Genomic DNA, 25,714 nt, shown 5'->3' with positions numbered 1-25,714 from the left:
TTCCATATAATCAATAAGTGGTTGAAAAATTGTAACTAGAATTTACACAACAATGAGGACTTGACTCAGGAGGCGCGGGTTATCCGCCGGAGCGTGAGGATATCGGCAGGAGGCGCAGGAAATCGGCAGGAGGCGCGTGAAATCGGCCGGAGCGTGAGGATATCAGCAGGAGGCGCAGGAAATCGGCAGGAGGCGCGGTTTATCCGCGGGAGCGTGAGGGTATCAGCAGGAGGCGCAGGAAATCGGCAGGAGACGCGTGAAATCCGCGGGAGCGTGAGGAAATCGGCAGGAGGCGCGTGAAATCAGCAGGAGCGCGATTTACCCCGCTCACCAACCCCCCAAAAGCCACACAAAAAGGCTTCCACTCCAACCGGGAGCGGAAGCCTTTTCCAGTTAAACTTCCAGGTAGTTTGGGATATCTTCTCTTGGCAGCAGGTTGCCGACGAAGAATTCGCCGAACTCCCCGTAGCGGGAACTTACTTCATCAAAACGCATTTCATATACAATTTTCTTGAATTGGAGCGGCTCATGCGCAAACAAGGTGACGCCCCACTCCCAGTCATCAAGGCCGATGGAGCCGGTAATGACCTGGGTCACTTTGCCAGCATATTTCCGGCCGGTCTTGCTGTGCTCGTACAGCATTTTTCCGCGCTCGTCCTTTTCCAGTGTGTACCAGTTTTCATCACCGGTACGGCGTCTGTCCATTGGGTAGAAGCAAATGTGCTCCCACTTCGGCAGGATCGGTTTCAGACGTTTCTGTGTCTCCGGCAGGGTTTCCGGATCAACGCCGTCCTTGGCTGGGCGGTATTTGGACAATTCCACCACAGATACATAGGAATGTGCCGGCAGCAGGAATTCCCCCATTTTGGATTTATTCAATTCGGTTTCCATATCGGACAGCTCGTCCATGGTCGGGCGGAGGAACATAAAGATGAGGTCTGCTTTCTGGCCGACCACTTTGTGCAGCACCTGGCTTCCGTTTCCTGCTTCTTCCACCTCCTCCCATTTGGCAATCAGCTGATCCAGGCTGTCGATGGCTTCTTTCCGCTCAGCTTCGGATGCCAGCTTCCATGATGTCCAGTCAATGGTGCGCAGATCGTGCAAGCTGTACCAGCCGTCCATGGTTTCGACTGCTTCTACCATATCTATCTCTCCTTCATTGTTTCAAAATGATTTTATGTTTTTAGTCTATCATAATTAGGGAATCATAATCATATGTGAAGCCTCCCTGTCACAGGAATTTCCCATTATTGTCACGAACGTGTCCAGGTTGATTTCTTTCATAAATCATGAAAATCCTTTATGATGGGGTAGATGCAGCTAGGAGGAATGACAAATGAGCAATTTATTTGATGAATTAAAAGCCAAAGTGGAAACAAAAAATAAAAAGATCGTGTTCCCGGAAGGTTTGGATGAGCGTATCCTGAAAGCGGCCAGCCAGCTAGGTGCTGCGGGGATCCTCACACCGATCCTGATCGGGGATAAAACAGAAATCAAACAGAAAGCAGAGGATGTCGGTGTCGATGTCGGCACGGCAGAAATCCTTGACCCGAAGGAATTCCCAGAGTTCGACCTCATGGTAGAGACCTTTGTGGAACGCCGGAAAGGGAAAGCGAGCGAAGAGGACGCTCGAAAGATTCTCCAGGATGAGAACTACTTCGGTACGATGCTCGTATATATGAACCAGGCGGACGGCCTCGTCAGCGGTGCTGCCCATTCAACAGCAGACACGGTTCGTCCAGCACTTCAAATCATCAAAACCAAGGAAGGCGTCAAGAAAACATCCGGTGTCTTCATCATGGTGAAAGATGATGAGAAGTATGTGTTTGCGGACTGCGCCATCAACATTTCCCCTGACAGCCAGGATTTGGCGGAAATTGCCGTAGAAAGTGGCATTACCGGCAAGCTGTTCGGCGTGGACCCAAGGGTTGCCATGCTCAGCTTCTCCACGAAAGGTTCCGCGAAATCAGAGGAAACCGAAAAAGTGACCGAAGCCTTGCAGATTGCCCGGGAAAAAAATCCGGACCTCATCATTGATGGGGAATTCCAATTCGACGCTGCCTTTGTGCCGAGTGTAGCAGAGAAAAAAGCGCCGGACTCCATTCTGAAAGGGGATGCCAATACGTTCATCTTCCCAAGTCTGGAAGCCGGGAACATCGGCTACAAAATCGCCCAGCGTCTGGGTGGCTATGAAGCGGTAGGACCGATACTCCAAGGGCTGAATGCACCGGTGAATGATCTGTCCCGTGGCTGCAGCTCGGAAGATGTCTACAATCTTGCCCTGATTACAGCGGCACAATCAGAATAAAGAAAAGAAAAAAGCTGGAGTGGTTGGATGCCGCTTCAGCTTTTTTCATTGGTGCCTAATGCCTTACTCTTGCATGGCTGCTATATCTTCGTTCCGTTTTTTCATCAATTTCATGCGCTTCTTGAACGATTGCTCCTCTTCCGGGGAAAAATCATCTGTGACAATTTCCTCGCTAAGGTCCTCCAATGCTTGGTGGACCCGTTCCTTCATATCCTCCACCGTCAGTTTTCGGGCGAGCAGTTCAGACAGCGATCCCATCACTTCCGGTTTCACTTCCGGATAGTCGAACTTGGTCGGCTCACCTTTTTTGCTGAGCTGGTAGAATTCACGGATCAGGGAGGCCCTCCGGTGACTGTCTCCTTCGACATCGAGGTAGATTTGAATGGCAGCACCGTCTTTGACACGGCGCTGGGAAATTCCTGCAAACTTTCTGCCGCTGATGCTCAGGTCAAAGTCGCCTGGGCAGTAGGAGCCTTCTATTTCATATGCCTCAATTTCATCGGTGAGGTCGTTCAGCATATACTGCACAAAACTTACCATTGCTTCGTAACATTCATGGATGGATATATCTTTGACACCCGGTAGGACGAGGGAGATATTCAATACCCCTTCATCCAAGGCCACGGCAAGCCCGCCTGAATTGCGGACAACAACATGGTAGCCTTCAGCTGCAAGGAACCCCACCCCTTCCTGGATATGGGGCAGGCGTGCATCGGGGATGCCGAGCACGATGGTGTCCGTGTGCACCCAGAGGCGGACAGCCGGCGGAGAGGCATGGTCGCTGATGGAGAGGGCAAGGGCATCATCCACCGCAAAAGATGTCATTGCTGTATAGGGCTCGTCATAAAAAAATTTTTTTGTTGAATGGTCCAAGTGCCGAAAAGTCGTGTGGCTCACGATTTCCTTCCAGTTTTTCATAGCTGACCTCGCTTATCATTGTCTCGTTGACTCTTTTTTCATCTGCCTACTTATTATATACTAATTACTAGTAAATCGTCGAAAAGAAACGGGTGGAATTTACATGGCATACAAGGATGAACAATTGAATGAGGAGAAGGTGTTCAAAGACCCCGTCCACCGCTATGTCCACGTCAAGGACAGGGTGATCTGGGATCTGATTGCTTCCCCGGAATTCCAGCGTCTGCGCCGGATCAAACAGCTGGGGACGACCAACTATACCTTTCATGGAGCAGAGCACAGCCGTTTCAACCACTCCCTCGGTGTCTATGAAATAGTCCGGAGAATTCTCTACAATTTTCAGGACAGGCCGAAATGGAACAAGGAAGAACGGCTGCTTTGCCTGTGTGCGGCGCTTCTGCATGATCTCGGGCATGGACCTTTTTCCCATTCCTTTGAAAAAGTCTTCAAGTTGGATCATGAAGATTTCACCCGGCGGATTATTTTAGGGGATACCAGGGTAAACAGGATTTTAGAGCGAGTAGATGAAGGTTTTGCACAGAAGGTTGCGGATGTCATTGCCAAAACCTACCCGGACAAGCTTGTCGTCAGTCTGATATCCAGCCAGATTGATGCCGACCGCATGGATTATCTGCAGCGTGATGCCTATTTCACTGGTGTGAGCTACGGACATTTTGACATGGAGCGGATTCTCCGGGTGATGCGGCCATTGGAAGACCAAGTAGTGATCAAGTCGACCGGCATGCATGCAGTGGAGGATTATATCATGAGCCGGTACCAGATGTACTGGCAAGTATATTTCCATCCTGTCACAAGAAGTGCAGAGGTGATTCTGTCGAAAATCCTGCACCGGGCCAAGTACCTGTATGAGAAGGAGGATTTCACCTTCAAGCTGCAGCCGACCCATTTCATTTCCTTCTTCCAAGGGGATGTGGACCTGGAAGAATATTTGAAGCTGGACGAAATGATCGTCCATTATTATTTCCAGCTTTGGCAGGAAGAGGATGATGCCATCCTCCGTGATCTGTGCGAACGGTTCATGAACCGTCGTCTGTTCAAATATATAGAATTCAACCCGAACCTGCAGATGAGGGAATGGATGGAATTGCACCGTCTGTTCATGGAAGCTGGGATGGATCCGGAATATTATCTGGTTGTCGATTCATCCTCCGACCTTCCCTATGATTTTTACCGGCCAGGGGAAGAGGAAGAGCGGCTTCCGATCCATCTGCAGATGCCGAACAACGAACTGAAGGAGCTGTCCAGGAATTCCGATATCGTAGAGGCGATCTCCGGCAAGAAACGGACGGATCATAAATTGTACTTTCCAAAGGATTTATTGGATGCTCTGACAGATGAACATAAGAAACAGCGCATGTATGAAATTTTATATGGGCAGGGAGAGATAGTAGATGCTGACTAATCATGCGAGATTGATGCAGTTTTTTACGGAAGCCGATGAGCTGACCGGGCGGAAGAAGCTGCAGAAAATGATTTACATTATGCAGAAATGCAACATGCCGTTTGAGGAAAAATATGAGTTCCACTTCTACGGGCCATACTCCGAAGAATTGACACTCCGGGTCGAAGAGTTATGCAACCTCGGTTTTGTGAGCGAAGTGAAAGAGGATAAAGGGAACTATTCCCAATACCGTTATACTGTTACAAAGGACGGCCGTTCCTTTCTCCAGCAGTTCTCCAGTGAGATGCCGAACTTGGAGGAATATGTATCCTTGATGCAGGATAAAAGCTCCCGGTTTCTGGAGCTGGTGTCGACGATCATGTATTTCGACCATCTGCCACTAGAGGAGAATATCGAAAAAGTCCATACCGTCAAACCGAAACAGAAATACACAGAGGAAGAAATCGAGGAAGCCCTCCAGTTCATCGACCGATTGAAGCAGTAATGATTAAATGGACAAGCCGCCCGCTGGCATCGGAGGGAACCCGCTCATGTCCAGCGTTTCTTCTTGCTTTCCTTTGAGCCCCGCCATTAGGAAATGGGATAGGCGCTGTGCTACAATGGGGAAAAAGACGTCTAAGGAGGGCTTATAGGTGAGTTCTGATCAGCCGAAGAAGAAAAATTCATTCACCATTATCAAGGATGATTCCACCGACGGACATGGTGGTTATGGAGGCGGGGCAATCAGCCTGGAAAACATGTCCTCTGTAATTGTGGACCCGAATGAAGACACAGCCTATGTCGATATGGGTGCCATGCACGCCCGCAGTGAGGTGGAACGCAGGGTCAAGTTCCAGCCGGACAAGGATGCAGTACCGAACGGAAAGCTGTATTGGATTGTCTGGGTCAATACAGAACGCGGCGAGAATGGCCCGTATTATGCAGGGGTGACAGGCTGTGAAATCCGGGTGGACCGTTCGATCAAGCGTGCCTACAAATCTATGCCGGAACATGTGACACGTATGGAGAAGGCCTTGAAAGGCAAGATAATCGTCGAGCATATGGACGATCATTCCAAAAACCTGTTGCGTGATTTCCTGAAAGAATTCAATGAGGAAATGTGGAACAACTCGACGGATGAATTGAAAGAGGCGCTTCCGGAATCGTGACCATTTTGTGACCGAATTATGAATAAATAATTAAAATGTTGTACTTTGCCGAATAAATTTGTAAAATATTAGTACATGGGCTGACTCATGTATTACTAGGACGAAAAGAAGCCGACAAACAGGGGAGCGGACCCCTTGGATTGTCGGCTTCTTTTTATGTTAATATCCAGAACAAAATCCCCGTCCTTTTTAGAAAAGCAGTTCAAACCATTTCTCGACGATTCCCTTTTCTTTTTTTTCCTCCTGTTGGAATTCTTCTTGATGATAATGCTCGGAGCAGTACTGCCGAGGCTCTGTCCCTTTTTCGAAATACATGACCCGGCTGGCATTGCAGTATGGTGTTGCCCGTTCACCTGTTTCCGGGTCGACCGGGATTCCGACCACACCGGGAGGAGCAGAGAAATTCTGTTGTTCCTTCCCTTCATGTGCCCCTTCCATGAATCCTGCCCAGATTTTCTTGGCATATCGGGTTTCCGGCACCTTATCCATGGACCGGTTGTCATCATAGCCGACCCATACACCTGTGACCAGGGAGGGGCTATAGCCGACCATCCAGCTGTCGCTGGCAGTTGTCCCGGACTTTCCGGCATAGATATGGGTGAGCTCTCCAGCGATTGGTGAACCGGTCACAGCCATGTAGCCGTCCAGTTCACGGTCGAAGATCCCTGTCAGCATATGGGTGAGGATGAAGGCTGTTTTCGCGTCCAGCACTTGTTCTCCTTCTTCTTGTTCTCGCTCGTACAATGTCTTGCCATGCCTGTCGATGATTTTTTTGACGGTATGGCTTTGAACTTCCTCTCCACCGTTCGCCAGCAAGCTGTAGGCCTGCACCATTTCTTCGACGGTCACGGCTGCTGTTCCCAGGGCAAGGGAAGGGACGGCAGGTAGTTTGCTGGTGAATCCGAAGTCCTTTGCTGTTTCGACAAGCATCTCGGAACCGAGATACATATTGGTTTTCACGGCGTAAACATTATCGGATAAAGCAATTGCCTGGGCCAGTGTGATCTCTTCATTCGCATAATAGTCATGGTAGTTGCTCGGCTGATAGACCTCCCCATCCTCCAATCGGAAGGAAGTCGGTTTGCTCATCAGCATGGTTGCCGGTGTGTAGCCATTTTCAAGGGCAGCATAGTATAGGAACGGCTTGAAGGAGGATCCGGGCATCCTGCGGGCGGACGTTGCCCGGTTGAAACTGCTCGTTTCATAATCCCTGCCCCCGCTCATGGCCCTCACCGCCCCATTTTCCGGATCCATGGCAAGTGCACCTGCCTGGGCTTCGCTGGTGGAATGGAATTCTTCTTCCAGCTCACTCTCCAGCTTTTCCTGTTGTTCCATGTTCAGGGTGGTATGTATCCCATAGCCGCCAGACCGGACATCTTCCTGTTCCATATCCAAAATCTCCGCAGCTTCAGACAGGGCAGCATCTTGGAAGTACGGAGCTTTTTGATCGACTTCCCGCGTTTGCTTGGGTGCATACGTAAGCTTTTGGTCTACAGCCTGTTGGTAGGCGGTCTCGGTGATGGCCCCGTGCTCCAGCATAATGGACAGTATTTGATTCTGCCGGTTCTCTGCATTTTCTTCATCATTCCAGGGTGAATAGTAGGTTGGACCCTTCGGAATGGCTGCCAGCATGCTCGCTTCGGCAAGACTTACATCTTCCGCTGATTTCCGGAAGAACAATTGGCTTGCTGCTTCCGCCCCGTAAGCACCGTGCCCATAGTAAACAGAATTCAAATACCCCTCCAGAATCTCATCTTTTGTATAGAACATCTCCAGTCGGATGGTATAGAACGCTTCTTTCAGTTTCCTGGACCATGTTTTTTCATGGGAAAGATAGAGATTCCTGGCATACTGTTGGGTCAGGGTGCTTGCCCCTTCCTTCAGCCTTCCGCTTTGGATATTCTTCCACATGGCTCCTGCGATCCGCTTGAAATCGAAACCTGGGTGGTCATAGAAATGCTGGTCTTCCACAAGAATGGTGGCGGCAACCAAGTCAGAACTCAATTCATCTAGTTCCTTCCAATCATTGCTCTTTCTTCTGCTCTCCTCGCCGAATACTTCCCCCGCATCATCGTAGTATACGGTGTTTTGTTCGTCGGTAAGCGGTGGAGGACCCAGCAGATAGCTGACCCCATATACGCCGGCAAGCAGCAGTACTCCAAGCAATACCAGCCGAATGCCTGCTTTCCATATAAAACGTCTAGTTTTCTTTCCCATTATGATTTCTCCTATAGGTGTGCATTACTACCATTATGGGAAAAGATAGGGGTAAATAAACCATTCGTACGGGCAGATGAGGAAAACTTTCTTCTATCGTATTGCGAACGGCTGACATTTATCGCTATAATGATACAATAACGACTAGAGGCGAAACAGAGGAGATATTATGGGTCTACAGTTTAAGGAAGTATCCGTGGAACTTCGCACCATTATTGATGATAACGGACAGATGGAGTACAACACCGTCAAGCAGCCGGGGAAATTCTACCGGAAAGGTAAACTGGATGTCATCACGTTTGAGGAAAAGACAGAGGACCAGGCTGTGACCGATAACCTGATTACCATTCAGCCCGAAAAGGTCACGATCAAACGAACAGGCCTGGTGAAGATGAACCAGAAGTTCACCGCGAACGGAACGACGGAAAATCTCTATCATCATCCCCATGGGAAAATACATATGGAGACATATACCAACAACATTTTCTATCAGTCGGTAGAGGATGAGGATGCTGGTTATTTGAAGATTTCCTACCATGTCAAACTGAATGGGCAGGAAGAGCGCAAGCATCAACTAGAGCTGATCATTACCGAGGAGGAAAGCAAATGAACGTCCTGGCACAAACAGAAGAAACACTGAAGAAAGAAATAGCGGCTGCCGTCACAGGTGCAGGCCTGGCAACAGCCGAAGAGCTACCGGAAATCATTCTGGAAAAACCGAAGGACAAGGCCCACGGTGATTTTGCGACCAATATCGCCATGCAGCTGGCCCGGATCGCTAAAAAGGCACCAAGGCAGATTGCCGATGACATCGTCAACCAACTGGACCAATCCCAGGCATCCATAGAGAAAGTGGAAATTGCCGGCCCCGGCTTCATCAATTTCTTTATGAAGAATGACTTTCTAGGCGACGTCATTCCGTCTATCCTTGAGGCTGGCAGCAGCTACGGAAAAACAAATGCAAGGAATGGCGAGAGTGTCCAAGTGGAGTTCGTATCCGTCAATCCGACTGGGAAGCTCCACCTCGGCCATGCCCGCGGCGCGGCATTCGGAGACGTGCTTTGCAATGTCTTGGCAGCAGCAGGCTATGAAGTGGAACGGGAATACTACATCAATGATGCCGGAAACCAGATCGACAATTTGGCACTGTCCGTGGAAACGCGGTATCTGCAGGCACTGGGCCGTGATGCCGAGATGCCGGAGGACGGTTACCGCGGCAAGGATATTGCGGAAATCGGCAAAGCCCTCAGTGAGGAATACGGGGAAAAATGGGCAGATGCCGATCAAGCAGAGCGCCTGGAATTTTTCAAAGAATACGGCCTGAAACATGCCCTTGGCAACATTGAAAAAGACCTCGCCGATTTCGGTGTGCATTTCGACAACTGGTTCTCGGAAAGGTCTCTCTATAAAGACGGAAAAATCACCGATGCCTTGAAGAAATTGGAAGAGGGCGGCTATACGTACGAAAAAGACGGGGCCACCTGGTTCCGTACCACCGACCTTGGCGATGACAAGGACCGCGTGCTGATCAAGCAGGACGGAAATTACACGTACCTGACACCGGACATCGCCTACCACCAGAACAAACTGGACCGCGGCTTTGATAAGATCATCAATGTCTGGGGTGCCGACCATCACGGCTATATCACCAGAATGCGTGCGGCCATCCAGGCTCTCGGCTATTCGGCGGATAAGTTCGATGTGAAGATCATCCAGATGGTCAACCTGTTTGAACAAGGAGAAAAACAGAAAATGAGCAAGCGTGCCGGCACAGCCGTTACGCTGAGGGAACTGATGGATGAAATCGGCAATGATGCAGTGCGTTATTTCTTCATCGCCCGCTCCAATGATTCCCAACTGGACTTCGATATCGACCTTGCACGGTCCCAGTCCAATGACAATCCCGTCTATTATGTGCAGTACGCCCACGCACGGATCTGCACCATGCTCGAACAAGCAAAAGCAAAAGGGATTGCCACCGATGGTGAATTCGATGCCTCATTGCTGACAGCGGAAAAGGAAGTAGACCTGCTGAAAAAACTCGGCGAGCTGCCGCAAGTGGTGGCAGAAGCTGCAGAGAAGCATACACCACAGAAGGTGACCAACTATGTATTCGACCTAGCCTCCCTGCTGCACAGCTTCTACAACGCCGAAAAAGTGCTGGACCCGGATCAGCCAGAACGGACAAGCGCCCGCATCGCCCTGATGAAGGCGGTTCGCACAACCATTGCCAACGCGCTCGACCTGATCGGTGTCAACGCGCCAGAAAAAATGTAACGGCTATATAGATGGAAAAAGAAGTACCGGAGACGGTGCTTCTTTTTATTTTAGTGGCCATAGCTGTCGGCCAAGCCTGAGGGATATCCGCTGGAGGAGGGTGGAATCAGCAGGAGGCGCTGGAAATCCGCGGGAGGTGAGAGGAATCGGCAGGAGGGCGAGGAAATCCGCGGGAGGTGAGAGGAATCAGCAGGACGCGCGGGAAATCCGCGGGAGGAGAGTGTAATCAGCAGGACGCACGGGAAATCCGCGGGAGGAGAGCGTAATCAGCAGGAGCGTGAGTATATCCGCGGGAGGAGAGAGGAATCGGCAGGAAGCGCGGGAAATTCGCCGAAGTCGAGCAGTATCGGCAGGAGGACGGACATATACGCCGTTCACAAGCAACATCGGCATCATCACACAGGAGCGGACGCACATATCAAACTCATCCAGTCCATATGAGCGGCAATCATTCTTTTAATAAAACTAAAAATACTCACATTTTACTGAAAATATTTCTTGACTGAATGATCATTCATATTTATAGTAGAGTTATAACATGTCAGCGCTGGTTTTCTATTATTTTGTAATCGCTATCATTCTGTAGAGAGCAGATTCAAAGGGGGAGCATTTTTCATGGACACATTTTTGCTGATTAACTGGGTTGCATTCCTTGCAATCACAGCGTACGGGCTCTACTTGTTTGGCAGAGTAGTAGCGACGAGGATCGCCTTCATCAAGCTGGGGAGGAAGTCGGAGTTTGATGAGGACTTCAAGTGGAGGATGAAGCGCGTCGGAAAAATCGTATTTGGGCAATCGAAGCTGCTGAAGGACAAGAAGTCGGGGACCATCCATGTGATGATGTTCTACGGATTCCTCCTGGTTCAGTTCGGGGCGATCGACCTGTTCATCAAAGGGCTGGCGCCAGGGAACCATTTCCCGCTGGGTATTTTCTATCCGGGATTTGTGTTTTTCCAGGAGCTTGTGACACTGATGATCTTAGTGGCGGTGGCATGGGCCTTTTACCGCCGTTATATGGAAAAATTGGTCCGGTTGAAGCGTGGCTTCAAGGCAGGACTTGTGCTCTTGTTCATTGGTACGCTGATGATTTCTGTGCTGTTCAGTAACGGTATGGCACAGATCTGGCACGGTCATGAGGCGACATGGACAGAACCGGTAGCAAGTGTCATAGCGATGGCGTTCAGCTGGCTGTCCGCGGAAGCAGCCATAGTGTTGTTCTATGTCGGGTGGTGGGTACATACATTGACGATTCTCACCTTCCTCGTCTATGTGCCGCAGTCTAAGCACGCCCACCTCATTGCAGCGCCGGTCAATGTGTTTCTAAGCAAGAAGGTGCCCGGAAAACTGAGCAAAATAAACTTTGACCTCGATGAAGCCGAAGAGCAGGATGAGGAGGATATCTCCTTTGGTGTCGGCAAGGTGGAAGATTTTGAACAACGGCAGATGCTGGACTTCTATGCCTGTGTGGAATGTGGGCGTTGTACAGATGTCTGTCCGGCAGCAGGCACCGGTAAAATGCTGTCACCGATGGATATCATGATCAAGGCACGCGACCATCTGACGCAAAAGGGTGCGGCTATTACAGGGAAATCTCCATGGGTGCCATCCTATGCCTTTGCAGGTACCAAAGGCAACCAGGCAAGTGCCAACAGGGAAGCGGCAGCGACGGTACAGGATATCAGCTTGATCGGGGACGTCATCACTGCTGAAGAACTGTCCGGATGTACGACTTGCCGAAACTGTGAGGATGCATGCCCGGTAAACAATGAGCATGTCGGAACTATTGTGGATATGCGCAGATACCTCGTGATGACAGAAGGGAAAATGGACCAGGACCAGCAGCGTGCTGTGATGAACATTGAACGCCAAGGAAATCCTTGGGGACTTTCGAAAAAAGATCGTATCAAGTGGCGGGAAATTGATGAGTCCGTCTCCATCCCGACAGTCAAGGAACTGAAGAAGGAAGGGAAGGAGTTCGAATACCTTTTCTGGGTAAGTTCCATGGGGTCTTATGACAGCCGGAGCCAGAAGATTGCCATTGCTTTCGCCAAATTGATGAACCAGGCTGGCGTCAGTTTTGCCATCCTGGGGAATAAAGAAGCTAACTCCGGGGATACGGCCCGTCGGATCGGCAATGAATTCCTGTTCCAGGAGATTGCCGAAAAGAACATGAAAGAGTTCACGAAAAATGGTGTGAAGAAAATCGTCACGATAGACCCACATGCTTACAATATTTTCAAAAATGAATACCCTGATTTCGGTTTTGAAGCAGAAGTCTACCATCATACCCAATTGCTGTTCGACTTGATCATGGATGGAAGACTCCATCCGGAAGGCTCGATCAATGAACGGTTGACCTATCATGACTCCTGCTATCTCGGAAGATATAATGGTGTCTATGATCCACCGCGTGAAATCCTGAATGCGATTCCAGGGCTGGAGCTGGTGGAAATGAGGCGCAGCAAGGAAAATGGCATGTGCTGCGGAGCGGGCGGCGGTTTGATGTGGTCAGAGGAAACAACAGGCAACCGCATCAACGTAGCGCGTACGGAGCAGGCCATCGAAGTCCAGCCATCCATGATTTCCAGTGCATGCCCGTTCTGTCTGACCATGCTCAGTGATGGAACCAAGGCGAAAGAAGTGGATGAAGATATCAGCACAATGGATGTTGCAGAGATACTGGCGGTTTCGGTCTTTTCGAAAGAAGCGACCAAAACCGCCTGATGGCAGCCTTCCATCCGTTTGAGGGACAACACAGGAGGGCGGGGACTCAATGGAGATACCTGCCCTCTTCCATGGAAAGGGCCTGAACGAGCGTTCAATCAAACTGAAACGGTTTCAAAGTCTATGAATATATGAGGGGGAATCAGGATGAGGAAGTCGGTTATCGTGTCTGGCGCAAGAACACCATTTGGTAAATTCGGTGGGGAGCTTAAACCATTGACGGCGTCCCAGCTCGGAGGAATCGTGATCAAGGAAGCATTGAAGCGTGCCGAAGTGGAAGGGAAGGATATCGATGAGGTGATCATGGGCAATGTCCTGCAGGGAGGACAGGGGCAGATTCCTTCCAGGCAGGCCGCCCGTGAAGCTGGCATTCCTTGGGAAGTGAAGACAGAGACCATCAATAAGGTATGTGCATCCGGACTCCGCAGTGTAACGATGGCTGATCAGGTGATCCGTGCCGGAGACGAAGATACGATTGTTGCAGGCGGGATGGAGAGCATGAGCAATGCCCCTTATTTTCTGCCAGATGCCCGCTGGGGAAACCGGATGGGGGATAAGAAGGTCGTCGATATGATGGTGCACGATGGATTGACCTGTTCGTTTGCCGGTGTCCATATGGGTACGTATGGCAATTCAACGGCCGCACAGTATGGGCTGACAAGGGAAGCACAGGATGAGTGGTCGTACCGCAGCCATCAACGGGCAGTGCAAGCCATGGAGACCGGGAAATTCAAGGAGGAAATCGTACCGGTGGAAGTGCCGCAGCGAAAAGGCGATCCGAAAACAGTCGATGCGGATGAAGCGCCGAGAAAGGATACCTCATTGGATACGTTGGCCAAACTGAAGCCTGCTTTTGACAAGGATGGAAGCATCACGGCAGGGAATGCACCGGGTGTGAATGATGGAGCATGTGCCTTTGTCGTCATGTCGGATGAGAAAGCAGAGGAACTTGGAAAATCGCCGTTGGCAGTGCTCCTCGGTCATGCAGAGGTTGCTGTTGAAGCGAAGGACTTCCCGCAGACACCGGGACTTGTCATCAATAAGCTGTTGGAAAAAACAGGATACAGTAAAGAGGATATCGATCTGTTTGAAATCAATGAAGCTTTTGCCGCGGTTTCGCTGGCCAGTGGGAAGATTGCCGGCATCGATCAGGAAAAGGTCAACGTAAATGGTGGAGCCGTTGCACTCGGCCATCCTATTGGCGCAAGCGGCGCACGGATCATCCTTACACTGATCCATGAACTCAAGCGACGTGGAGGCGGACTCGGTGTTGCTGCCATCTGCAGTGGAGGCGGCCAGGGAGATGCTGTCCTGATCGATGTGCCGAAGCAATGAAGTAACGGGAGAAATGATCATTCATCAATCCGTCCATGCAAGGGCTCAAGATTCATCGAAGGAGGAATAGTACATGGCAATCAATAAAGTAATGGTGATCGGGGCAGGCCAGATGGGCGCGGGGATCGCCCAGGTCTGTGCCCAGTCAGGCTATGAAGTGATTCTGAACGACGTGTCAGAAGAAGCATTGGAGAAGGGGACCAAGGGGATAGAAAAGCAGCTGGCCCGTTCGGTTGCAAAGGAAAGAATAACGGAAAATGAAAAGAAAGAGACGCTCAGCAGGTTGAGCACATCGACACAGCTGGAGGACGCCGGGTCTTGTGACATGGTCATCGAAGCAGTCGTTGAAAATATGGATGTGAAAACAAAGGTATTCGGTGACTTGGATACGATTGCGCCGGCGCATGCTATTCTGGCTTCTAATACGTCATCCCTCCCGATTACGGAAATTGCTGCGGCAACGAACCGGCCGGATCAAGTGATCGGCATGCATTTCATGAATCCGGTGCCGGTCATGAAACTGGTGGAAATCATCCGTGGCCTGCAGACGAGTGAGGAGACATATAAGGTCGTAGAAGATATGGCTGTCCAATTAAGCAAGACACCTGTGGAAGTAAAGGACTTCCCCGGTTTTGTATCCAACCGGATTCTCATGCCGATGATCAATGAGGCGATTTTTGCTGTCTATGAAGGGGTGGCTTCCCCTGAAGATATCGATACGGTCATGAAGCTCGGGACCAACCACCCGATGGGGCCGTTGACACTTGCCGACTTCATCGGCCTGGATACATGCCTTTATATCATGGAAGTGCTCCATGACGGATTCGGGGACAGCAAGTATCGGCCATGCCCGCTCCTGAGGAAATATGTGAAGGCCGGATGGCTCGGCAAAAAGTCCGGCAGAGGCTTCTATCAGTATCAGTGACCATGGTTCGAGTAAAGGGTTGCTTCCATTTTCAGAGAAGGGATGACATCGAATGAACATGAACTTTACAGAAGAACAGGAAATGATGCGGAAGCTGGTCCGTGACTTTGCCCAGAAGGAAGCCGCCGGAGAGGTTGACAGGATGGAAGCGGAAGATCGGTTTCCGAAAGAAGTGGTCAAGCGCATGGGAGAGTTGGGATTGATGGGAATTCCCATTCCTGAAGCCTATGGTGGAAGTGGCATGGATTACCCCTCCTATATCATTGCCATTCACGAACTCTCAAAGGTGAGTGCAGCACTGGGAGTGATATTGTCCGTCCATACCTCCGTCGGAACGAATCCCATTTTGTATTTCGGAACCGAGGAACAGAAGGAATACTACATCCCGAAACTTGCCTCGGGAGAATATCTAGGAGCATTCGCTTTGACTGAACCTGGTGCTGGTTCCGATGTAGCCAGCATGAGGACGACCGCCAAAAAGGAAGGAGACCAGTATATCCTCAATGGCGGGAAAGTCTTCATTACCAATGGAGGCGCTGCTGATACTTTCATCACGTTTGCCAGGACAGGTGAAGGATCCGGTGGAGTGAGCGCATTTATCGTGGAGAAGGATACGCCAGGCCTGGTGATCGGCAAAAATGAAAAGAAAATGGGCCTGCATGGATCCAGCACCGTACAGCTGACCTTCGATGGATGCAAAGTTCCTGCCTCCCGATTGCTCGGTAAGGAAGGAGAAGGGTTCAAGATTGCCATGGCCAATTTGAATGTCGGCCGGATCGGCATTGCGGCCCAGTCTTTGGGAATAGCAGAGGCTGCCCTCGAACATGCTTCATCCTATGCCGCCACGCGAAGCCAATTTGGAAAGCCCATCGCAGCCAATCAGGGAATCTCGTTCAAGCTGGCCGATATGGCAACAGAAACAGAGGCAGCAAAACTATTGGTCTATCAAGCGGCCTCCATGGTAGAAAAAGGCCAGTCATGTGTGAAGGAGGCCTCGATGGCGAAGATGTATGCATCGAAGACAGCGATGAACAATGCCATCGAAGCTGTCCAGGTATATGGTGGCTATGGCTACACGGAAGAATATCCTGTCGAACGGTTCTTCCGTGACGCGAAAGTGACCCAAATCTATGAAGGAACCAATGAAATCCAGCACATGGTCATTGCCAAGCAACTTACAAAATAACGGATGGATGAGGAGGAAGTATAGATGAATTTTGAACTGACAGATGAACAGGAAATGCTGCGGAAGATGGTTCGTGACTTTGCTGAGAAGGAAGTGGAGCCTACTGCAGCAGAGCGGGATGAGGAAGAACGTTTTGACAGAGGCATTTTTGACAAGATGGCAGAACTCGGACTGACGGGGATTCCTTGGCCCGAGGAGTATGGCGGGATTGGTGCCGACTATGTCAGCTATGTCATCGCTGTCGAGGAGCTTTCCCGTGTGTGTGCGTCCACTGGTGTGACGCTCTCTGCCCATCTTTCCCTTGCCAGCTGGCCGATTTATACATATGGAAATGAAGAGCAGAAGAAAAACTTCCTCTATCGCCTGGCGACCGGTGAAGCACTGGGTGCCTATGCATTGTCAGAGCCGGGTTCCGGAAGTGATGCAGCAGCCATGAAGACGACGGCGGTGAAAGATGGGGACGACTATATCTTGAACGGAAGCAAGGTATGGATCACCAATGGCGGTGTGGCGGATATTTATCTTGTCTTTGCATTGAGTGATCCGGACGCCAAGCATAAAGGGATCAGTGCCTTTATCGTCGAAAAGGGGACAGAGGGATTCAGTTTCGGGAAAAAAGAGAAGAAGCTTGGCATCCGCTCCTCTCCGACAACCGAGTTGATTTTTGAAAACTGCCGGATACCGAAGGAGAATCTCCTTGGCGAAGAAGGAGAAGGTTTCAAAATTGCCATGAGTACGTTGGATGGCGGACGTAACGGCATTGCAGCCCAGGCGCTCGGGATTGCCCAAGGTGCGCTCGACAAATCGGCGGACTATGCCAAGGAGCGGGAACAGTTCGGCAAGCCGATCGCTGCCAATCAGGGAATTTCCTTCAAGCTGGCAGATATGGCGACAGATGTGGAAGCCGCCCGCCTGTTGACTTATCAGGCCGCTTGGCTGGAGTCGAAAGGGAAGCCTTATGGAAAAGCGTCCGCCATGTCTAAATTATTTGCCGGGGACGCGGCGATGCGGATCACCGTGGAAGCTGTCCAAGTATATGGCGGGTACGGCTATACGAAGGATTATCCGGTGGAGCGTTACATGCGTGATGCCAAAATCACGCAAATTTATGAAGGAACCAATGAAATCCAACGCCTGGTCATCGGCCGGATGCTGACGAAATAAATAGAGAAGAACTGTTGAATAAGGAAAGGATGTACCACATGCATGAGATTGTTGAACGGATCAAAAGGAAGGATATACGGGCATTGGCAAGGGCCATTACGATGGTGGAGAACGAGCATCCGGAAAAGCTCGACTTGCTCAGCGATATTTTTTCCCTTCGGAAACAGGCGCAGTTCATTGGCATTACAGGTTCACCGGGAGCAGGAAAAAGTTCCTTGGTGAACCGGCTGATTACGCATATCCGCGAGGAAGGGAAGACGGTTGCTGTCATTGCCGTGGATCCGACGAGTCCGTTCAGCGGCGGAGCCTTGTTGGGAGACAGGGTGCGCATGAATGAGCATTTCACCGATGATGGTGTGTATATCAGAAGTATGGCCACACGCGGAAGCCTCGGCGGTCTGGCCCGGTCCACCAAGGATGCTGTCAGGGTCTGCGATGCGTACGGGTTTGATATGGTTCTGGTGGAGACGGTGGGAGTCGGCCAGTCGGAACTGGATATTATGAAAATCGTCGATACTACTGCCCTGGTGCTCACTCCGAACAGCGGCGATGTCCTGCAGATTTTCAAGGCGGGAATCATGGAAATTGCGGATCTGTTTGTCATCAATAAGGCTGACCTCCCTGGGTATGGCAAGCTGAAAGCCCTGTTAAAAGAGCTGGTCATGATGACGGCAGGAGCAGAGGAACAGCAAGCAGCCATCGTCAAGACGATTACCACGGAGAATAAAGGAATTGATAAGCTGTGGGAGCGGCTGAAGGAACACCATGATTATCTCTATCAGACGGAAGAGGGAAAAAACCGCCGCAAGAACCAACAGGAGCTGGAAGTCTTCGAATTGATCCGGGAGGAAATGTGGCGGGAAGTCCAGGCATTTGCCGACAGGACTCCAGATCTCCCGCCGGTTGAAGCGGATAGTGACCCATATAAGCTGGCAGCCGAATGGTTCGCTGAATGGAAAAAGGAAGGGAGGTCTGGCGGCTGATGGCACAGGACCGGATTGTTTCATCGATCAAAGACCAGGAACTTATCATGAAACGCCGCAGCCAGATTGTCCAGGGAGCGGTGAGCCTGTTCCGGGAGAAAGGGTTCCACCGTACGACCACCAGGGAAATTGCCAAGGAATGCGGATTCAGCATCGGGACGCTCTATGAATATATCCGGACAAAAGAGGATGTTTTGTTTTTGGTGGTGGACTCGATCCATCACCAGGTCCGTGACCGGCTGGAGGAAAAGATAGATTTGAAGAACCCCTCGATCGACACCTTCATTTCCATGCTGGAATCATTCTTCCGGCTGATGGATGACATGCAGGAGGAGGTGCTGATTCTCTATCAGGAAGTGAAATCATTGAAAAGGGAATCGAAAAGCTATGTCCTGGAGAAGGAGCGCCTGATGGTAGGCATGCTCGAACGGGTCATTGTCACCTGTTTGCCGGATGAGATTTCCCCGCAAGACGCCAGGCTGCTGGCGAATAATCTGTTTGTTCAAGGCCAGATGTGGGGGTTCAGGCGCTGGATCCTGCAAAAGCAGTTCACATTGGACGAATATATGGAGCGGCAGATCCGGTTCTTGCTGCAGGGGCTGGGTATATCCTATACGGATCGGGGGAAGTGAGCAGAGATGCTCTGAGGCATCCACCGATCCTTTTTTGAGGCAAGGAAAAAAGAGCGCTGAAACAGCGAGGGAGGAATTTTAGGATGGTAGAAACGGAGATTTATAAACCGAAGAATCCGGTCCGGTTTGTGACGGCATCCAGTCTGTTTGATGGCCATGACGCTTCCATCAATATTATGCGACGGATCATGCAGGCAAGTGGGGCAGAGGTCATTCACCTGGGGCATAACCGTTCGGTGGAAGACATTGTATATGCAGCAATTCAGGAAGATGTGCAAGGGATTGCCATTTCGTCCTACCAGGGCGGCCATGTGGAATATTTCAAATACATGGTGGATCTGTTGAAGAAGCTTGATGCGGAGCATATCAAGGTATTCGGCGGTGGCGGCGGGACGATCATCCCGCGGGAAATCAAAGAGCTCCATGATTACGGGGTGGCTTGGATCTTTTCCCCGGAGGATGGCAGGAAGTTCGGTCTGCAGGGAATGATCAACCGGATACTGGAGCAATGCGACTTCATCCCGCCGATCGATGTGGAGCGTGAACAGCAAGGTCTCTTGCAGGGGGAAAGGAAATCTGTCGCCAAGTTCATCACCTATATGGAGAACCCGGAGGCAGATTCCCGCGAAAAGCAGCAGCTGTTGGAATCCTTGAAGGAGAAAAGCGGGAATCAAGCACCAGTGCTAGGCATCACCGGTACAGGCGGAGCAGGGAAGAGCTCCCTGACAGATGAGCTGATCCGCCGTTTCGTCAATGAGGTCCCTGAGAAAAGAGTGGCCATCATCTCCATTGACCCGACGAAAAAGAAAACGGGCGGAGCGCTGCTCGGGGACAGGATCCGGATGAACGCCATCTTCAATGACCGGGTATATATGCGTTCATTGGCGACCAGAAGTTCACGGGATGAGCTTTCCCAGTCGATACAGGATGTCATCGATGTGGTGCGGGCTGCGGCATATGACTTGATCATTGTGGAAACGAGCGGTATCGGACAGGGGGATGCGTCCATCACCGATGTTTCCGACCTTTCCATGTATGTGATGACAGCAGAATTCGGTGCTCCTTCCCAGCTGGAAAAAATCGATATGATCGATTTTGCCGATTTCATTGTCATCAATAAATTTGAGCAGAAAGGGTCGGAGGATGCACTCAACCAGGTGCGCAAGCAGTATGAACGGAGCCATATGCTGTTTCATGAAGACAAGGAGAAATCCCCGGTGTTCGGCACGATTGCCAGCCAGTTCAATGATGCAGGAACCAATGCCTTGTTCGCATCCTTGATGGATCAATTGAACGAGGAATACGGCTGGCAGGTAGAGATTAAATTCGACCGCAACATCATAGCGGAGAAGAAAAATCTGATCATCACGAATGAACGTCGCCATTATCTGCAGGAGATTGCCCAACATGTGCGGGGATATCATGAAAGAACACGGAAACAGAGCGAGGTTGCGAGCAAGCTTTATCAGCTGGAAGGTGCCAGGGAGCTCCTGGAGGATGAAGCGGTACAGGAGACAGTGGAACACAAAATAGACGACTATAAAGGGCAATTGGATGCCAGATCACAGAAGCTCCTGGACAGCTGGGAGAAAACGAAGGAACGCTACAGCAAGGATAAAATGACATTCACCATCCGGGATAAAGAGATGGAGATGGATATCATCACGGAATCACTTGCAGGAACCAAGGTGCCGAAAGTAGCTTTTCCGAATTTCCGCGACTGGGGAGAGCGGTTGACCTGGTTGATGAAGGAAAATGTGCCCGGGGCCTTTCCATTCACGGCAGGGGTCTTTCCTTTCAAGAGAAAGGGAGAGGATCCGACCCGCCAATTCGCCGGCGAGGGGACACCGGAACGCACGAACCGCCGCTTCCATTATCTTTCCAAGGAGGAACAGGCAAAGCGTTTATCCACTGCCTTCGATTCGGTTACCCTCTATGGAGAAGATCCAGCCGAACGTCCGGATATCTATGGCAAGGTCGGGGAAAGCGGCGTCAACATCTGTACTTTGGAGGATATGAAAAAGCTGTATGATGGATTTGATCTGATCGATCCATCCACTTCCGTATCCATGACCATCAATGGCCCGGCACCAATTATTCTGGCCATGTACTTCAATACGGCCATCGACCAGCAGATCGATGCGTTCACAGAAGAAAATGGACGGGAGCCTACCGCAGAAGAATATGAAAAACTGAAGGATGATACACTGAAAGTAGTAAGGGGCACTGTCCAGGCGGATATCCTGAAGGAGGATCAGGGGCAGAACACCTGCATCTTCTCGACGGAATTTGCCCTAAGGATGATGGGAGACATCCAAGAGTATTTCATTGATAAGAACGTGCGCAACTACTACTCGGTATCGATTTCTGGCTATCATATTGCGGAGGCGGGTGCCAATCCGATTACCCAGCTTGCTTTCACATTGGCCAACGGGTTCACCTATGTGGAATACTACCTGAGCAGGGGCATGGATGTGAACAAATTCGCCCAGAACCTGTCCTTCTTTTTCTCCAATGGACTCGATCCCGAATACACGGTGATCGGCCGGGTGGCACGGCGCATTTGGGCGATTACGATGAAAGAGAAATACGGGGCCGATGAGCGTAGCCAAAAGTTGAAGTATCACATCCAGACATCCGGCCGCTCGCTCCATGCCCAGGAAATCCAGTTCAATGATATACGTACGACACTGCAGGCACTGCTGGCAATCCAGGACAACACCAATTCCCTGCATACCAATTCCTACGACGAAGCGATCACAACACCGACGGAGGAATCCGTCCGCAGGGCTATGGCCATTCAGATGATCATCAATAAGGAATTCGGCTTGACGAAGAATGAAAATTCCCTGCAGGGCTCCTTCATCGTGGAAGAATTGACCGACCTGGTGGAGGAAGCAGTGCTTCAGGAATTTGAACGGATGAATGACCGCGGCGGGGTGCTTGGTGCCATGGAACGTCAATACCAGCGGGGCAAAATCCAGGAAGAGTCTCTCTATTACGAAGGGAAAAAGCATTCCGGGGAGCTTCCGATTATCGGGGTGAACACGTACCTGAGTCCGAATCCCCCGTCAGAGGAAGCGATCGATTCGATGGAACTTGCTCGTGCGTCCAAAGAGGAGAAAGAGCATCAGATCAGTGAATTGCACAAGTTCCAAGAGAAAAACAAGGAAGAAGTGGATGCAGCCCTCGACCGGCTGAAACAGACAGCCGCTTCCAATGGCAACATTTTCGCCGAGCTCATGGAAACCGTGAAAGTGGCCAGTCTCGGCCAGATCACCAATGCCCTTTACCAAGTAGGCGGCCAGTACCGCAGGAATATGTAAAAAGCGGGGAATAGCGGCAGGCCGCTTTCTGTACAGCACGTCTGACACCATCGCACAGTACAGGAAGTGCCCGCCTTCCCGGCTCTTCCGCCGGTATGCCCTGAGGGAAGGCCGGAGAAAATCTTTTCTTTTCTCTAGCATATTGCTATTATATTTGTTTATAATGTATGGTATCATTTAGAACCTGTGGAATGGTAAAATACGGATATGTTTAATTACGGCAGGGAATGCTGCAATATATAAGGTAAAGGAGTGCGTTGCCGTGAGCTTGAAGGATTATAGTCACGAAGAATTGAAGGGTATGTCCAAGCTGGAATTGGCCAACCTGGTCTTGCTCGAAGAAAAGAAGGCATTGGATTTCCAGGAACTTTTCTCCAGGGTTGCTGAACATAAGGAACTTTCCGATTCGGAACAAAAGGAAGGCATTGCCCAGTTTTATACAGATATGAATGTGGATGGGCGTTTCCTGACGCTTGGTTCCAATGTTTGGGGGCTGAAGCGCTGGTATCCGGTGGAACAGATGGATGAGGAGATCACCGATTCACCGAAGAAGAAAAAGAAAAAGCCGGCGAAGAAGAAAAAGGTGGAAGAAGAAGAGGTATTCGCAGAGTCGGACGACCTCGACTTCTTTGACGATGATCTGGAAGACGTTCCAGCTGAGCTTGGCGAGGATCTGGAAGCAGATGATGACGAACTCGGTGATGAAGATGAGTTCGGAGAAGATAATGTAGCAGGTTTCGAAACAGATGAAGAAGAACCGAAATAAAGATCATCTTGACTTTTTGGAGCCCGGTGAGTAATATTTTACTTGGGCTCTTTTAATTACTTAATCAAAGCGTTTCCCCTGATTGGGGAGGCGCTTTTGTTATTGATACGCAGATTTCTGCGATTTTGCTTCAAAGGTATAAGGCAGTACAAATCAACAGAAGATAAACTTGGAGAAAGAGGGATGAATGTGACGAAGTATATTTTTGTGACAGGCGGGGTTGTTTCTTCCCTGGGAAAAGGGATTACTGCAGCTTCTCTGGGCCGTTTGCTGAAAAATCGAGGATTGAAGGTGACCATCCAGAAATTCGACCCGTATATCAATGTGGACCCGGGAACCATGAGTCCGTATCAGCATGGGGAGGTCTTCGTGACGGAAGACGGTGCAGAAACCGACCTTGACCTCGGCCACTATGAGCGGTTCATCGATAATAACCTGAATAAATATTCGAATATCACGACAGGGAAGGTATACTCCAGTGTCATCCGTAAAGAACGTCGTGGCGACTACCTTGGCGGAACGGTCCAGGTGATTCCGCATATCACCAATGAAATCAAGGAACAGGTTTTCCGTGCCGGTGAAGCGACAAAGGCAGATGTCGTCATCACCGAAATCGGCGGAACTGTCGGTGATATAGAATCCTTGCCGTTCCTTGAAGCGATTCGCCAGATTAAGAGTGACGTGGGAAGAAACAGTGTCATGTATATTCACTGTACACTGGTGCCATATATCAAGGCTGCCGGTGAAATGAAAACCAAGCCGACCCAGCACAGTGTGAAGGAACTCCGTTCTCTCGGGATCCAGCCGGATGCGATTGTACTGCGTACGGAGCATGCCATCGGCAAGGAAATGAAAGAGAAGATTGCCTTGTTCTGTGATATCAATGAACAGGCCGTCATCGAGATGATGGATGCGGATACCTTGTATCAAATCCCGATCGCTCTTCAGGAACAGCATTTGGATCAATTGACTTGTGACCATCTCGGCCTGCAGTGTGATCCGGCAGAGATGAGTGAATGGGTTGAATTGGTGGACAAGGTGCGCAATCTGTCCAAAAAAGTGGAGATCGGCCTGGTAGGGAAGTATGTAGAACTGCCTGATGCCTATATTTCTGTGGCAGAATCGATGAAACATGCAGGATTCGCCTATGATACCGATATTTCCATCTATTGGATCGATTCCGAGAAGTTGGACGCACAATCCATCCAACAGGAACTGGATCAGGTAGACGGCATCCTCGTGCCTGGAGGGTTCGGTGACCGCGGTATTGAAGGGAAAATCGAAGCGATCCGCTATGCGCGGGAAAATAAGATCCCGTTCCTTGGAATTTGCCTCGGCATGCAGCTAGCAACCGTGGAATTCGCCCGGAATGTTTTGGGTCTGGAAGGTGCACATTCGGCAGAAATCGATCCACAGACACCACACCCGATCATCGATCTGCTTCCTGAACAGAAGCATATTTCCGACCTTGGCGGGACGCTCAGGCTTGGCGTCTATCCTTGCCGCCTGAAAGATGGAACCAAGACGAAAGAAGTGTACGATGGGGCGGATATGATCGAAGAACGTCACCGCCACCGCTATGAATTCAATAATTCCTATCGTGAACAGATGACCGAGAAAGGCTTCCTGTTCTCCGGGACAAGCCCGGATGGCAGGTTGGTGGAAACGATTGAGCTGGAGGACCATCCTTGGTTCGTGGCAAGTCAGTTCCATCCGGAGTTCACGTCGCGCCCGACAAGGCCGCAGCCTTTGTTCAAAGGCTTCATCGGTGCAGCATTGGACCAACATGAACAGAAATGATTTCACCTCCGAAAAGGGATTTCTGCCAACTGGCAGGATTCCTTTTCGGAGTTTTTTTATGAGTGACGGCAGGAAATTCGACAACGTATAGCGAACATAGTTAATAACGTGGATTCGGTTGAACTATAAGTTATACATAAATAAAGGGGTAAGTATTTGTTTCGGGAAGGGAAAGGGATTATATGGAGAAAGAGATATTGGTGGTGGATGACCAACCTGGTATACGCTTGCTGCTGCAGGACCTCTTGGTGAACGAAGGCTACCAAGTCACCATAGGCGAGACAGGGAAAGAGGCATGGGACCTCATCTGTTCACATACATTCGCGCTGGCGATCCTGGATTACAGATTGCCGGTACTGGATGGTGCGGAGATATTGGACAGGCTCAAACAGGAGGAAGTTGATTTGGCAGTCATCCTGATCAGCGGCATGACGGAAATGCTCTCAGAGGATGTAATCCGGCAGCGGAATGTAAAGGCGGTTCTGGGAAAACCATTCAACATCAGCGACCTGCTCGGGCAGGTGCACACCATTCTGGAATAATTCAAAACCGAAAGTTGCGCCAGAAGGAGGAAGTTGGTAT

General features: G+C 50.3%; 22 protein-coding genes. 19 read left to right on the top strand and 3 right to left on the bottom strand.

All coding sequences use genetic code 11. The annotated features are described in order from the left end of the window. Positions 1-93 precede the first annotated feature (93 nt). Positions 94-300 (top strand): hypothetical protein, encoded by a 207-nt coding sequence (locus ACFOGI_RS05255; RefSeq protein WP_390269517.1) that lies wholly within the window; start codon positions 94-96, stop codon positions 298-300. A gap of 93 nt (positions 301-393) precedes the next feature. On the opposite strand, the gene hemQ is transcribed toward ACFOGI_RS05255, so the two are convergent. Continuing rightward, positions 394-1,143: a hydrogen peroxide-dependent heme synthase gene (gene hemQ, locus ACFOGI_RS05250; protein WP_390269514.1), complete on the bottom strand. Its 750-nt coding sequence runs from the start codon at positions 1,141-1,143 to the stop codon at positions 394-396. 193 nt (positions 1,144-1,336) lie between these two features. Between hemQ and pta the strand changes: the two genes are divergently transcribed. Next, positions 1,337-2,308, top strand: coding sequence for a phosphate acetyltransferase (gene pta, locus ACFOGI_RS05245; RefSeq protein WP_390269511.1), 972 nt, complete (start codon positions 1,337-1,339; stop codon positions 2,306-2,308). A 63-nt stretch (positions 2,309-2,371) separates the two neighbouring features. On the opposite strand, the gene ACFOGI_RS05240 is transcribed toward pta, so the two are convergent. After that, entirely contained in the window at positions 2,372-3,226 is an 855-nt protein-coding gene (locus ACFOGI_RS05240) for a lipoate--protein ligase family protein (RefSeq protein ID WP_390269508.1), read from the bottom strand. A 103-nt stretch (positions 3,227-3,329) separates the two neighbouring features. On the opposite strand from ACFOGI_RS05240, the gene ACFOGI_RS05235 reads away from it, so the two are divergent. The 3 genes from ACFOGI_RS05235 to ACFOGI_RS05225 all read left to right on the top strand — a co-directional run bounded on the left by ACFOGI_RS05235 (position 3,330) and on the right by ACFOGI_RS05225 (position 5,797). Continuing rightward, a complete protein-coding gene (locus ACFOGI_RS05235; protein ID WP_390269505.1) occupies positions 3,330-4,649 on the top strand; it encodes an HD domain-containing protein in 1,320 nt (439 codons plus the stop codon). Beyond that, positions 4,639-5,133, top strand: a complete 495-nt coding sequence (locus ACFOGI_RS05230) for a YwgA family protein (RefSeq protein WP_390269502.1) — start codon at positions 4,639-4,641, stop codon at positions 5,131-5,133. Before ACFOGI_RS05235 ends, ACFOGI_RS05230 begins: the two co-directional genes overlap by 11 nt. 148 nt (positions 5,134-5,281) lie before the next feature. Beyond that, complete coding sequence (locus ACFOGI_RS05225; protein ID WP_390269499.1) at positions 5,282-5,797, top strand: YwhD family protein; 516 nt, start codon at positions 5,282-5,284, stop codon at positions 5,795-5,797. 189 nt (positions 5,798-5,986) lie between these two features. Here ACFOGI_RS05225 and ACFOGI_RS05220 read toward each other — a convergent pair whose 3' ends face one another. Continuing rightward, positions 5,987-8,014: a transglycosylase domain-containing protein gene (locus ACFOGI_RS05220; RefSeq protein ID WP_390269496.1), complete on the bottom strand. Its 2,028-nt coding sequence runs from the start codon at positions 8,012-8,014 to the stop codon at positions 5,987-5,989. Between the two features lie 169 nt (positions 8,015-8,183). Between ACFOGI_RS05220 and ACFOGI_RS05215 the strand changes: the two genes are divergently transcribed. The 14 genes from ACFOGI_RS05215 to ACFOGI_RS05150 all read left to right on the top strand — a co-directional run bounded on the left by ACFOGI_RS05215 (position 8,184) and on the right by ACFOGI_RS05150 (position 25,674). Continuing rightward, positions 8,184-8,624, top strand: coding sequence for a DUF1934 domain-containing protein (locus ACFOGI_RS05215; RefSeq protein ID WP_390269493.1), 441 nt, complete (start codon positions 8,184-8,186; stop codon positions 8,622-8,624). Beyond that, entirely contained in the window at positions 8,621-10,291 is a 1,671-nt protein-coding gene (gene argS, locus ACFOGI_RS05210; RefSeq protein WP_390269490.1) for an arginine--tRNA ligase, read from the top strand. The genes ACFOGI_RS05215 and argS overlap by 4 nt, the downstream gene beginning before the upstream one ends. A gap of 100 nt (positions 10,292-10,391) precedes the next feature. Further along, complete coding sequence (locus ACFOGI_RS05205; protein WP_390269487.1) at positions 10,392-10,517, top strand: hypothetical protein; 126 nt, start codon at positions 10,392-10,394, stop codon at positions 10,515-10,517. A 389-nt stretch (positions 10,518-10,906) separates the two neighbouring features. Next, the gene (locus ACFOGI_RS05200; protein ID WP_390269484.1) at positions 10,907-13,015 is read left to right on the top strand and encodes a (Fe-S)-binding protein; all 2,109 of its coding nucleotides are present in this window, start codon (positions 10,907-10,909) and stop codon (positions 13,013-13,015) included. A 147-nt stretch (positions 13,016-13,162) separates the two neighbouring features. Beyond that, positions 13,163-14,350 carry an acetyl-CoA C-acetyltransferase gene (locus ACFOGI_RS05195; protein WP_390269481.1) on the top strand — a complete coding sequence of 396 codons (1,188 nt, stop codon included), beginning with the start codon at positions 13,163-13,165 and terminating at the stop codon, positions 14,348-14,350. Between the two features lie 73 nt (positions 14,351-14,423). Then, positions 14,424-15,275: a 3-hydroxybutyryl-CoA dehydrogenase gene (locus tag ACFOGI_RS05190; RefSeq protein ID WP_390269478.1), complete on the top strand. Its 852-nt coding sequence runs from the start codon at positions 14,424-14,426 to the stop codon at positions 15,273-15,275. A 52-nt stretch (positions 15,276-15,327) separates the two neighbouring features. After that, complete coding sequence (locus ACFOGI_RS05185) at positions 15,328-16,461, top strand: acyl-CoA dehydrogenase (protein ID WP_390269475.1); 1,134 nt, start codon at positions 15,328-15,330, stop codon at positions 16,459-16,461. A 24-nt stretch (positions 16,462-16,485) separates the two neighbouring features. Beyond that, entirely contained in the window at positions 16,486-17,625 is a 1,140-nt protein-coding gene (locus ACFOGI_RS05180) for an acyl-CoA dehydrogenase (protein WP_390269472.1), read from the top strand. A 38-nt stretch (positions 17,626-17,663) separates the two neighbouring features. Further along, on the top strand, positions 17,664-18,608 hold the full coding sequence (gene meaB, locus ACFOGI_RS05175) for a methylmalonyl Co-A mutase-associated GTPase MeaB (protein ID WP_390269469.1): 945 nt from the start codon (positions 17,664-17,666) through the stop codon (positions 18,606-18,608). Then, on the top strand, positions 18,608-19,240 hold the full coding sequence (locus tag ACFOGI_RS05170) for a TetR/AcrR family transcriptional regulator (RefSeq protein ID WP_390269466.1): 633 nt from the start codon (positions 18,608-18,610) through the stop codon (positions 19,238-19,240). The genes meaB and ACFOGI_RS05170 overlap by 1 nt, the downstream gene beginning before the upstream one ends. Positions 19,241-19,323: 83 nt before the next feature. Further along, positions 19,324-22,566: a fused isobutyryl-CoA mutase/GTPase IcmF gene (gene icmF, locus ACFOGI_RS05165; RefSeq protein WP_390269463.1), complete on the top strand. Its 3,243-nt coding sequence runs from the start codon at positions 19,324-19,326 to the stop codon at positions 22,564-22,566. Positions 22,567-22,828: 262 nt separating this feature from the next. After that, positions 22,829-23,332, top strand: a complete 504-nt coding sequence (gene rpoE, locus ACFOGI_RS05160) for a DNA-directed RNA polymerase subunit delta (protein WP_390269460.1) — start codon at positions 22,829-22,831, stop codon at positions 23,330-23,332. Between the two features lie 189 nt (positions 23,333-23,521). Further along, positions 23,522-25,132: a CTP synthase gene (locus ACFOGI_RS05155; protein WP_390269457.1), complete on the top strand. Its 1,611-nt coding sequence runs from the start codon at positions 23,522-23,524 to the stop codon at positions 25,130-25,132. 182 nt (positions 25,133-25,314) lie between these two features. Next, positions 25,315-25,674, top strand: a complete 360-nt coding sequence (locus ACFOGI_RS05150) for a response regulator (RefSeq protein ID WP_390269454.1) — start codon at positions 25,315-25,317, stop codon at positions 25,672-25,674. Positions 25,675-25,714 lie beyond the last annotated feature (40 nt).

This window comes from Virgibacillus xinjiangensis (assembly GCF_042643145.1).
Lineage (GTDB): Bacteria > Bacillota > Bacilli > Bacillales > Amphibacillaceae > Virgibacillus_O > Virgibacillus_O xinjiangensis.
Note: the sequence above shows the minus strand (reverse complement) of the source record. Positions and strands in the feature narration are given on the sequence as shown.

What these genes read in the sequence shown, in the direction of transcription:
- hemQ (WP_390269514.1), bottom strand. Translation starts at nt 1,143, where the DNA reads ATGGTAGAAGCAGTCGAAACCATGGACGGCTGGTACAGCTTGCACGAT.
- pta (WP_390269511.1), top strand. Translation starts at nt 1,337, where the DNA reads ATGAGCAATTTATTTGATGAATTAAAAGCCAAAGTGGAAACAAAAAAT.
- ACFOGI_RS05240 (WP_390269508.1), bottom strand. Translation starts at nt 3,226, where the DNA reads ATGAAAAACTGGAAGGAAATCGTGAGCCACACGACTTTTCGGCACTTG.
- ACFOGI_RS05235 (WP_390269505.1), top strand. Translation starts at nt 3,330, where the DNA reads ATGGCATACAAGGATGAACAATTGAATGAGGAGAAGGTGTTCAAAGAC.
- ACFOGI_RS05230 (WP_390269502.1), top strand. Translation starts at nt 4,639, where the DNA reads ATGCTGACTAATCATGCGAGATTGATGCAGTTTTTTACGGAAGCCGAT.
- ACFOGI_RS05220 (WP_390269496.1), bottom strand. Translation starts at nt 8,014, where the DNA reads ATGGGAAAGAAAACTAGACGTTTTATATGGAAAGCAGGCATTCGGCTG.
- ACFOGI_RS05215 (WP_390269493.1), top strand. Translation starts at nt 8,184, where the DNA reads ATGGGTCTACAGTTTAAGGAAGTATCCGTGGAACTTCGCACCATTATT.
- argS (WP_390269490.1), top strand. Translation starts at nt 8,621, where the DNA reads ATGAACGTCCTGGCACAAACAGAAGAAACACTGAAGAAAGAAATAGCG.
- ACFOGI_RS05200 (WP_390269484.1), top strand. Translation starts at nt 10,907, where the DNA reads ATGGACACATTTTTGCTGATTAACTGGGTTGCATTCCTTGCAATCACA.
- ACFOGI_RS05195 (WP_390269481.1), top strand. Translation starts at nt 13,163, where the DNA reads ATGAGGAAGTCGGTTATCGTGTCTGGCGCAAGAACACCATTTGGTAAA.
- ACFOGI_RS05190 (WP_390269478.1), top strand. Translation starts at nt 14,424, where the DNA reads ATGGCAATCAATAAAGTAATGGTGATCGGGGCAGGCCAGATGGGCGCG.
- ACFOGI_RS05185 (WP_390269475.1), top strand. Translation starts at nt 15,328, where the DNA reads ATGAACATGAACTTTACAGAAGAACAGGAAATGATGCGGAAGCTGGTC.
- ACFOGI_RS05180 (WP_390269472.1), top strand. Translation starts at nt 16,486, where the DNA reads ATGAATTTTGAACTGACAGATGAACAGGAAATGCTGCGGAAGATGGTT.
- meaB (WP_390269469.1), top strand. Translation starts at nt 17,664, where the DNA reads ATGCATGAGATTGTTGAACGGATCAAAAGGAAGGATATACGGGCATTG.
- ACFOGI_RS05170 (WP_390269466.1), top strand. Translation starts at nt 18,608, where the DNA reads ATGGCACAGGACCGGATTGTTTCATCGATCAAAGACCAGGAACTTATC.
- icmF (WP_390269463.1), top strand. Translation starts at nt 19,324, where the DNA reads ATGGTAGAAACGGAGATTTATAAACCGAAGAATCCGGTCCGGTTTGTG.
- ACFOGI_RS05150 (WP_390269454.1), top strand. Translation starts at nt 25,315, where the DNA reads ATGGAGAAAGAGATATTGGTGGTGGATGACCAACCTGGTATACGCTTG.